Origin of the sequence: Pseudomonas sp. YQ_6 (genome assembly GCF_043103245.1) — a bacterium.
In the GTDB taxonomy this organism is placed as follows: domain Bacteria; phylum Pseudomonadota; class Gammaproteobacteria; order Pseudomonadales; family Pseudomonadaceae; genus Aquipseudomonas; species Aquipseudomonas alloputida.
In genome coordinates, this window is record NZ_JBICJR010000006.1 from 37,757 (window position 1) to 45,317 (window position 7,561).

The following is a 7,561-nucleotide window of genomic DNA, read 5'->3' on the forward strand; positions in this document are numbered from 1 at the left end:
CTTGTGCAACTTTAAATGAAAACGCGCCCGGGGTGGCCTGGCAATACTGCTAGGCCACCCCGGGCGCGTTCAACAACCAGAAACTACTGCGTGATCAGTGCACGTCCTTCCAGTATTCACGCTTGAGCAAGTAGGCGAATACGAAGAAGAAAGCCAGATACAGCAACACATAGGTGCCGATGCGCTGGCTTTCCAGTTTGACTGGGTTGGCCGAATAGGCCAGGAAGGTCACAAGGTTCTTGACCTTCTCGTCGAACTGCTCGGCCGTCAGGGTACCGGAATTCGGCGTAATGGTCAGCTGATCGCAAGCTTCATGGGTCAACGGGCTCCCGGTCAACGGGTCGAATTGCTTCTTGCCATCGACCACCGTCTGCACCTGCTTGCAACCCACCACCTGGTTACCCTGCAGACCCACCAGCACGTTAGGCATGCCGACGTTCGGGAATACCTTGTTGTTCACCCCATAAGGGCGCGATGGGTCCTCATAGAAACTGCGCAGGTAGGTGTAAAGCCAATCGGTACCGCGCACGCGGGCGACCAGGGTCAGATCGGGCGGCGCGGCACCGAACCAGGTCTTGGCGTCGCTGGGCTTCATGCCGATCTGCATGTGGTCACCGATCTTGGCACCTGTGAACACCAGCTTCTCGAGCATCAATTCATGCGGGATACCCAGATCATCAGCCACCCGCTCGTAACGCTGGAACTTGGCACTGTGACACCCCATGCAATAGTTGGCGAAGGTACGCGCGCCGTCCTGCATGGCGGCCTTGTCAGTCAGGTCGATATCGACCTTGTCCAGTTCAAGGCCAGTTTCGGCAGCGAAGGAAAAGGCAGGCATCACTGCCAGCAAAAATACTGCAATCAACTTTTTCATCAGCCAGTCACCCTTTCCGGAACCGGTTTGGTCTTCTCGAGCCTTGTGTAGAACGGCATCAGCAGGAAGTAGGCGAAGTACAGCACCGTGCATACCTGCGACAGCAAAGTACGCCCAGGTGTCGGTGCCAGTACGCCCAGCACGCCGAGGATGACGAAGGACACGCAGAACACCAGCAGGAAGACCTTGCTGATCCAGCCCTTGTAACGCATGGAACGCACCGGACTGCGGTCGAGCCAAGGCAGTACGAACAGCACGGCGATGGCCGCCCCCATGGCAATGACGCCCATCAGTTTGTCAGGCACCGCACGCAGGATTGCGTAGAACGGTGTGAAGTACCACACCGGCGCGATGTGCTCTGGGGTCTTGAAGGCGTTGGCCTGCTCGAAGTTAGGTTTCTCCAGGAAGTAACCACCCATTTCAGGGAAGAAGAACACCACCGCGCAGAACACGAACAGGAACACCACCACGCCGACAATGTCTTTGACGGTGTAGTACGGGTGGAACGGAATACCATCCAGCGGAATACCGTTTTCGTCCTTTTTCTTCTTGATGTCGACGCCATCAGGGTTGTTCGAACCCACTTCGTGCAAGGCGAGGATGTGCAATACCACCAGGCCAAGAATCACGATTGGCAGGGCAACCACATGCAGGGCAAAGAAGCGGTTCAGGGTGATGCCCGAGATCAGATAGTCACCACGGATCCACTGGGTAAGGTCATCACCGATCACCGGGATGGCACCGAACAGCGAGATGATCACCTGGGCGCCCCAGTACGACATCTGCCCCCATGGCAGCAGGTAGCCCATGAACGCTTCAGCCATCAGCGCCAGATAGATCAGCATACCGAACAGCCAGACCAGTTCGCGTGGCTTCTGATAGGAGCCATAGAGCAGGCCGCGGAACATGTGCAGGTAGACCACGATGAAGAACGCTGACGCCCCCGTGGAATGCAGGTAGCGCAGGATCCAGCCGTATTCCACGTCACGCATGATGTACTCGACGGAGGCGAACGCCTCTTCCGCCGAGGGCGTGAAGCTCATGGTCAGCCACACGCCGGTCACGATCTGGTTGACCAGCACCAGCAATGCCAGGGAGCCGAAGAAGTACAGGAAGTTGAAGTTCTTGGGTGCGTAATACTTGCTGAGGTGGTCTTCCCACATCTTGGTGGCGGGGAAGCGAGCATCAATCCAGTCCATGAACTTGCTCATCATGCGTTCTCCTGGTCGACGCCAATGACGATGATCTCGTCCGACTCATAAGAGTGCGGTGGCACGGGCAGGTTGAGAGGCGCTGGCTGGGACTTGTAGACACGGCCAGCCAGGTCATAGTGAGAGCCGTGGCACGGGCAGAAGTAACCACCTACCCATTTCGGCCCAAGGTCGGCTGGCGCCACTTCTGGTCGGAAGGTGGGCGAGCAGCCCAGGTGCGTGCACAGGCCGACGAGAATGAGAATTTCCGGCTTGATCGAGCGAACCTCAGGGTCGACGTACGCTGGCTGTACCGAGGCCTTGGACTCAGGGTCGGACAGGTCACCCGTGATTTTTTTCAGATTGCCAAGGATTTCCTCCGTTCGCCGCACGATGAATACGGGCTGGCCACGCCACTCGGCCACCATCTGCTGCCCCGCCTCGACCTTGGCGATGTTGACCTTCACCGGTGCACCCGCGGCTTTCGCCTTGGCACTGGGAAACCATGACCCCACGAACGGTACCGCAGCCCCCACTGCCCCCGCCGCCCCGACCACGGATGTCGCGGCTACGAGGAAGCGGCGCCGGCCTGCGTTGACGCCGTCATTGCTCATTCAGTCCTCTCCCATCAGCTTGCTTGGCCAGTTGGACCTGGCCTGTACTTAGGTTGTGTCAATGGCACTAAAAATTGGCCGCCATGGTAAGAAACAAATCCACACACTGACAAGGTGATTACCCCGGCAAGGGCGACAACCCACGCTTTGCTTGATCTACGTCTATGCGACAAGCGGCCACTGACTGCTGACAGGTTAGTTCAAGGCTAAAAAAAAAGCCCGGTTCCAAGGAACCGGGCTTTTTCGACTGCCGAAGCGGTATTAACGCTTGGAGTACTGAGGACGCTTACGCGCTTTACGCAGACCCACTTTCTTACGCTCAACTTCACGAGCGTCGCGGGTGACGTAGCCAGCACGACGCAGAGCGCCACGCAGGGTTTCGTCGTATTCCATCAGAGCGCGGGTGATACCGTGACGGATCGCACCGGCCTGACCGCTGACACCACCACCGGAAACGGTGACGTAGATGTCGAATTTCTCAACGGATTCAGTCAGCTCGAGCGGCTGGCGAACAACCATGCGAGCGGTTTCGCGACCGAAGAACACGTCCAGAGAACGGTTGTTGATGGAAATGTTACCAGTACCCGGACGCAGGAATACGCGAGCGGTTGCGGTCTTGCGACGGCCAGTGCCGTAATTTTGAGTCGCCGACATAATGAACTATCCCGTTAGATCTTCAGTTCTTGAGGCTGCTGAGCAGTGTGAGGGTGAGCAGCACCCGCGTACACTTTCAGCTTGCGGTACATGTCGCGACCCAGCGGGTTCTTAGGCAGCATGCCTTTGACCGCAGTTTCGATAACACGCTCAGGGGCCTTGGCGATCAACTTCTCGAAGTTGATTTCCTTGATACCGCCTGGGAAACCGGAGTGGGAGTAGTACATTTTGTCGGAAGACTTGGCACCAGTCACACGAACCTGCTCGGCGTTGATAACGACGATGTAGTCGCCGGTGTCAACGTGAGGGGTGTATTCTGGTTTGTGTTTGCCACGCAGACGGGTAGCGATTTCGGTAGCCAGACGACCCAGGGTCTGGCCAGCGGCGTCGACTACGAACCACTCGCGCTTTACTGTTTCCGGTTTAGCAGTAAAAGTTTTCATTCTCTAAAGCCTCAGAGGCCGCCCAGCGAAAAATAGACGGCGAATCTTACTGGATAGTGCACAGCTTGCCAAGGGCAAGCGCGCAGCCGAACACAGACGCTTTTGGGGGCTCGGGTCGGGCACGCCAATGTTCGACGGGGTTCTTCCTGCGTGATGGTGCATCACTTCCGCCACGCGGAGAGGGGCTGAATTATCCAGATTGCGCGAAAAATTTCAACCTGCTTTGATTGGCTTCTATCGCCAAGGAGTGAATAACCGATGGAATACCGCAAGCTCGGCCGTACCGACCTCAACGTCAGCGCCCTGTGCCTGGGCACCATGACCTGGGGCGAGCAGAACATCCAGGCCGAGGCCTACGAACAGATTGCCCGGGCCAAGGCTGCCGGGGTCAACTTCATCGACACCGCCGAGATGTACCCGGTCCCTCCCCGCCCGGAGACCTACGCGGCCACCGAGCGCATCATCGGCAACTGGTTCCGTGACCATGGCGACCGCGACGCGTGGATCCTGGCCAGCAAGGTTGCAGGCCCGGGCAACGGCATCAGCCATATCCGTGACGGGCAGCTCAAGCACAACCGTCAGCACATCGTCGCGGCGCTGGACGAAAGCCTCAAGCGCCTGCAGACCGATCGCATTGACCTGTACCAGCTGCACTGGCCAGAGCGCAGCACCAACTTCTTCGGCAAGCTGGGCTACCAGCACCTGCCCCAAGATCACTTCACCCCACTGGAAGAAACCCTTGAAGTGCTAGACGAGCAGGTGCGTGCGGGCAAGATCCGCCACATCGGCCTGTCCAACGAAACGCCGTGGGGCACCATGAAATTCCTGCAGCTGGCCGAGAGCCGCGGCTGGCCACGGGCGGTATCGATCCAGAACCCTTACAACCTGCTCAACCGCAGCTTCGAGGTGGGCCTGGCAGAAGTGGCCATACGCGAGCAGTGTGGCCTGCTGGCCTATTCGCCGCTGGCCTTCGGCATGCTCTCGGGCAAGTACGAGAACGGCGCACGGCCGAACAATGCACGCCTGACCCTGTTCAGCCGCTTTGCCCGTTACTCCAACCCACAGACCGTGGCGGCCTGTAGCCGCTACGTGCAGTTGGCCCGCGAGCACGGCCTGGACCCGGCGCAAATGGCCCTGGCGTTCGTCACCCGACAGCCGTTCGTGACCAGCAACATCATTGGCGCCACCAGCTTGCAGCAACTGGACAGCAACCTGGCCAGCCTTGAACTGAACCTGAGCGCCGATCTGCTGACAGCGATCGAAGCCATTCATCAGGAGCAGCCCAACCCGGCGCCTTGAGCCAAACACTGCGCCCCGCTTCGCGCCGCTGTTACATGGGGTAGACACAATCGCCAAAAAATAAGACGATCCAGCCGGTGATTGACCACTCTACCCTATAAGAACAATGACAATGATGTTTACCCAACCCTCAGCGTCGCTGCGGCGCGTCAGCATCCTGGCCATTGACAAGGTGTTCGCTTCGACCTTGATGCAGGCCAAGGACTTCTTCCACCTCGCCAGCCTGCGCTACAGCAAGCAGCTGGGCCTGGGCTTGCAGCCCATGTTCGAAATCCGCCTGGTGAGCCCCGACAGCCAGCCCGTGGACAGCTTCAGCAATGTGCAGTTACCGGTTGACGGCGGCCTGGACGACGCTGATGTGATCATCCTCCCTGCCTACTGGGATGATTTCGACAACCTGCTGCAACGTTATCCACAGGTGCTGCCGTGGCTGCGTGAACAGCACGCGCGTGGCGCGGTGCTGTGCGCCGAGGCCAGTGGTGTGTTCTGGCTGGCCGAATCCGGCTTGCTCGATGGCAAGGAGGCGACCACCTACTGGCGCTTCTTCAACAGCTTTGCCGAACGCTTCCCGCAGATCCGCCTGAACCAGGACAAGCACCTGACCGATGCCGACAATATCTATTGCGCCGGCGGTGCAACTTCAGCCTGCGACCTGTACATCTACCTGATCGAACGCTTCTGCGGTGCCAACGTGGCCCGTGCGGTGTCCCGCGATATCCTTTACGAAGTGCAACGCAACTACACCCCGGGGCGCATGGGCTTTGGCGGGCAGAAGCTGCACCAGGACCTGATCATCCTGCAGATCCAGCATTGGCTGGAGGAGCACTTCGCCGACAAGTTCCGCTTCGAGGATGTGGCCCGCAACCACGGCATGAGCATCCGCAACTTCATGCGCCGCTTCCAGGGCGCAACAGGTGACAAGCCGCTGCACTACCTGCAACGGCTACGCATCGAGACAGCCAAGGGGTTGTTGTCGAGTACGCGCAAGAGCATCAAGACCATCAGTTACGAGGTGGGCTATGACGATGCCAGTTTCTTTGCGCGACTGTTCCGCCAGCACACCGAGTTGTCGCCGAACCAGTATCGGCAGCAGTTCATGCAGGAAGCCTGAAAGGCTTCCAGAGCGGCAGGTTTCGAGCTTCAAGCGACAAGAAAAACCAGAGCGGATCGCGCATTGCCCTGAATTTTCCTTGCCGCCTGAAGCTTGCCGCTGGCGTCAGGGCTTGTGTGCGCGCGCCAGGAATTCGTGCGACTGCATCTCCAGCAACCGGCTCAGGGTACGCTGGAACTCGAAGCTCAGACGCCCACCGGTATACAGGTCCTTCAACTCCACCTCGGCCGAGATGATCAGCTTGACGTTGCGATCGTAAAACTCGTCCACCATGTTGATGAAGCGGCGGGCGATGTCGTCGGTGGTGACGCCCATCTGCTCCACGTTGCTCAGCAATACGGCGTGGAAGATCTTGCCCAACTCAATGTAGTCGTTCTGGCTGCGCGGCCCGTCGCACAGGGCGCGGAAGTCGAACCAGGCGACGTCGTCGCAAGTACGCAGGGCATTGATCGGGCGGTTCTCGATCATCAGCACGTCGTTCTCGATCGCCTGGGTGCACTCAGGGGTGAGCGCCTTGAAGCTGGCGCGCATGCTCTGGTGCGCCGCGTCATCGAGCGGGAAGTGGAACAGTTCGGCCTGCTCCAGGTGACGCAGGCGGTAGTCGACCCCGCTATCGACGTTCACCACGTCGGTGTACTGCTTGATCATGGCGATGGCCGGCAGGAAGCGCGCACGCTGCAGGCCGTCCTTGTACAGGCCGTCCGGCACGATGTTGGAGGTGGCCACCAGCGACACGCCATTCTTGAACAGCTCTTCCATCAAGGTGCCGAGGATCATGGCGTCGGTAATGTCCGACACGAAGAATTCGTCGAAGCAGATCACCTTGGCTTCTTCGCTGAAGCGCTTGGCAATGATGGTCAGCGGGTTCTTCTCGCCCTTGAGGGTTTTCATCTCCTCGTGCACACGCTTCATGAAGCGGTGGAAGTGCGTACGCATCTTCTGCTTGAACGGCAGCGCTTCGTAGAAGGTATCAACCAGGTAGGTCTTGCCTCGCCCCACCCCACCCCAGAAGTACAGGCCCTTGACCGGAGTCTGCTCCTTCTTGCCGAACAGCTTGCCGAACACGCCCGGCTTGTTGTTCTGCGCATGCACCAGGTCGTCGTACAGGCGCTGGAGGTGACGCACCGCAGTTTCCTGCGCCGCGTCATGGAAGAAGTCGGGACGTTTCAGATCTGCTTGATAGCGTTCTAAGGGAGTCATGATTCGTTAGCGAGGCAACAAAAAACGGGCCGTCACTGTAGCGACAGGCCCGCTTAATGGCAATCAGTCTGTGGGAGCGGGCGTGCCCGCGAACACCGGCAAAGCCGGTGCCATGCACCGCGGCGCCTGTTTCGCGGGCACACCCGCTCCCACACGGATGGACTGCCCCCAAGAAG

The 7,561-nt window shown here is 59.0% G+C and carries 8 protein-coding genes; 2 read left to right on the forward strand and 6 right to left on the reverse strand.

Annotation, left to right across the window (positions count from 1 at the left end):
- Positions 1–94: 94 nt before the first annotated feature.
- The 5 genes from ACF8FG_RS01940 to rplM all read right to left on the reverse strand — a co-directional run bounded on the left by ACF8FG_RS01940 (position 95) and on the right by rplM (position 3,775).
- Positions 95–874, reverse strand: coding sequence for a cytochrome c1 (locus ACF8FG_RS01940; RefSeq protein WP_014592291.1), 780 nt, complete (start codon positions 872–874; stop codon positions 95–97).
- Positions 874–2,085: a cytochrome bc complex cytochrome b subunit gene (locus tag ACF8FG_RS01945; protein ID WP_010952438.1), complete on the reverse strand. Its 1,212-nt coding sequence runs from the start codon at positions 2,083–2,085 to the stop codon at positions 874–876. Before ACF8FG_RS01945 ends, ACF8FG_RS01940 begins: the two co-directional genes overlap by 1 nt.
- Positions 2,085–2,678 (reverse strand): ubiquinol-cytochrome c reductase iron-sulfur subunit, encoded by a 594-nt coding sequence (gene petA / locus ACF8FG_RS01950; RefSeq protein WP_003251823.1) that lies wholly within the window; start codon positions 2,676–2,678, stop codon positions 2,085–2,087. Before petA ends, ACF8FG_RS01945 begins: the two co-directional genes overlap by 1 nt.
- A 261-nt stretch (positions 2,679–2,939) precedes the next feature.
- Positions 2,940–3,332 carry a 30S ribosomal protein S9 gene (gene rpsI / locus ACF8FG_RS01955; RefSeq protein ID WP_003251821.1) on the reverse strand — a complete coding sequence of 131 codons (393 nt, stop codon included), beginning with the start codon at positions 3,330–3,332 and terminating at the stop codon, positions 2,940–2,942.
- Between the two features lie 14 nt (positions 3,333–3,346).
- Positions 3,347–3,775: a 50S ribosomal protein L13 gene (gene rplM, locus ACF8FG_RS01960; protein WP_003251819.1), complete on the reverse strand. Its 429-nt coding sequence runs from the start codon at positions 3,773–3,775 to the stop codon at positions 3,347–3,349.
- Between the two features lie 258 nt (positions 3,776–4,033).
- Here rplM and ACF8FG_RS01965 point away from each other — a divergent pair, with 258 nt between their 5' ends.
- The gene (locus ACF8FG_RS01965) at positions 4,034–5,074 is read left to right on the forward strand and encodes an NADP(H)-dependent aldo-keto reductase (protein WP_019439048.1); all 1,041 of its coding nucleotides are present in this window, start codon (positions 4,034–4,036) and stop codon (positions 5,072–5,074) included.
- A 190-nt stretch (positions 5,075–5,264) separates the two neighbouring features.
- Complete coding sequence (locus ACF8FG_RS01970; protein WP_172402841.1) at positions 5,265–6,185, forward strand: GlxA family transcriptional regulator; 921 nt, start codon at positions 5,265–5,267, stop codon at positions 6,183–6,185.
- Between the two features lie 105 nt (positions 6,186–6,290).
- On the opposite strand, the gene zapE is transcribed toward ACF8FG_RS01970, so the two are convergent.
- On the reverse strand, positions 6,291–7,385 hold the full coding sequence (gene zapE / locus ACF8FG_RS01975) for a cell division protein ZapE (RefSeq protein ID WP_014592295.1): 1,095 nt from the start codon (positions 7,383–7,385) through the stop codon (positions 6,291–6,293).
- Between the last annotated feature and the right edge of the window lie 176 nt (positions 7,386–7,561).

Excerpts from the sequence above, each read along its gene's own strand:
- ACF8FG_RS01940 (WP_014592291.1), bottom strand. The coding sequence starts at position 874 with ATGAAAAAGTTGATTGCAGTATTTTTGCTGGCAGTGATGCCTGCCTTT.
- ACF8FG_RS01945 (WP_010952438.1), bottom strand. The coding sequence starts at position 2,085 with ATGAGCAAGTTCATGGACTGGATTGATGCTCGCTTCCCCGCCACCAAG.
- petA (WP_003251823.1), bottom strand. The coding sequence starts at position 2,678 with ATGAGCAATGACGGCGTCAACGCAGGCCGGCGCCGCTTCCTCGTAGCC.
- rpsI (WP_003251821.1), bottom strand. The coding sequence starts at position 3,332 with ATGTCGGCGACTCAAAATTACGGCACTGGCCGTCGCAAGACCGCAACC.
- rplM (WP_003251819.1), bottom strand. The coding sequence starts at position 3,775 with ATGAAAACTTTTACTGCTAAACCGGAAACAGTAAAGCGCGAGTGGTTC.
- ACF8FG_RS01965 (WP_019439048.1), top strand. The coding sequence starts at position 4,034 with ATGGAATACCGCAAGCTCGGCCGTACCGACCTCAACGTCAGCGCCCTG.
- ACF8FG_RS01970 (WP_172402841.1), top strand. The coding sequence starts at position 5,265 with ATGCAGGCCAAGGACTTCTTCCACCTCGCCAGCCTGCGCTACAGCAAG.
- zapE (WP_014592295.1), bottom strand. The coding sequence starts at position 7,385 with ATGACTCCCTTAGAACGCTATCAAGCAGATCTGAAACGTCCCGACTTC.